Genomic DNA, 952 nt, shown 5'->3' with positions numbered 1-952 from the left:
AGGCTTGCTGGCGCACGCATGGCGGCCAGCTCCTTCGTCACAGCCAAAACTTCGGTGCTGTTGACCCCCTGAACCGAGATCCCCCTGCGGTCCACTCTCGCAGAACACGACACACACATATGAACGTGCGGGCCTGTAGGCCGTCTCACGCCTGTGCCACCACACGGCTCACAGAGTTCATCCAACCGCCGCCGCCTCATCTAGCCTCCACATAGGCGCCCACTGCCGAGCAAGACTGCCATGCACGCCAAAGCGTTGCAGCATCTCTCGGGTATTCGAGTGCCCACCCGTTCGTCCAGACTGCTTGTCGTCTTCACTCTGTGGCCGCCCTCCGGGCGGCTCTGCTTCTTCCGCCGCTGCTTCTTCGCCGTAGAGGCCCGACTCAGTGGAGTTCGTGGAGCATGCAGTCGTACAGCGGAGCCTCGTCCCAGGGGTGGGACACTCCCACTTTCCGGTATCCCCATGCGGCATAGGCAGACTGTGCCGGTGCGGCCTCGGGTTCGGGCCGCACTGTGAGGGTGACGCGCTCGGCGTCCAGGCCCGCCAGGAGTTGTGTGTGCAGTTCTGCGGGGATGCCGCGGCGCCGCCATGGTTTGCGCACGGCGAGTTCGATGATGACGAAGGTGCGCCGGCCGTCTTCCCGGGTGAAGTCCTTGGGGAGTTTCCCGTCTTGGAGGTTGTGCCCCCAGCGGGTGTCGGGGGAGAGGCGGTAGCCATAGCCGAAGCCGACGACCTGATCGCCGTCGCGGGCCAGGACCAGACGCATGCCGGGGCGCTGGGCATGTGTCTGGTAGTGCTCGATGAACTCGGCGACGTCGCTGGGTCCTTCACGATAGGGCAGCTCGGCGTACACCTCTTCGTAGGAGGGCAGGAACGCATCGAGCTGCCGGGCGGCCTCGGCCGCCTCGTGCCGTACGTAGGTCACCTCGCTCATCGGGGGGCTCCACTGCTC

The 952-nt window shown here is 65.7% G+C and carries 1 protein-coding gene; it reads right to left on the bottom strand.

All coding sequences use genetic code 11. The features are described 5' to 3' along the window. Positions 1-382: 382 nt before the first annotated feature. The gene (locus TN53_RS40960) at positions 383-934 is read right to left on the bottom strand and encodes a GNAT family N-acetyltransferase (RefSeq protein ID WP_046263965.1); all 552 of its coding nucleotides are present in this window, start codon (positions 932-934) and stop codon (positions 383-385) included. Positions 935-952 lie beyond the last annotated feature (18 nt).

The sequence above is a fragment of the Streptomyces sp. WM6386 genome (assembly GCF_000972385.1).
GTDB lineage: Bacteria > Actinomycetota > Actinomycetes > Streptomycetales > Streptomycetaceae > Streptomyces.
Note: the sequence above shows the minus strand (reverse complement) of the source record. Positions and strands in the feature narration are given on the sequence as shown.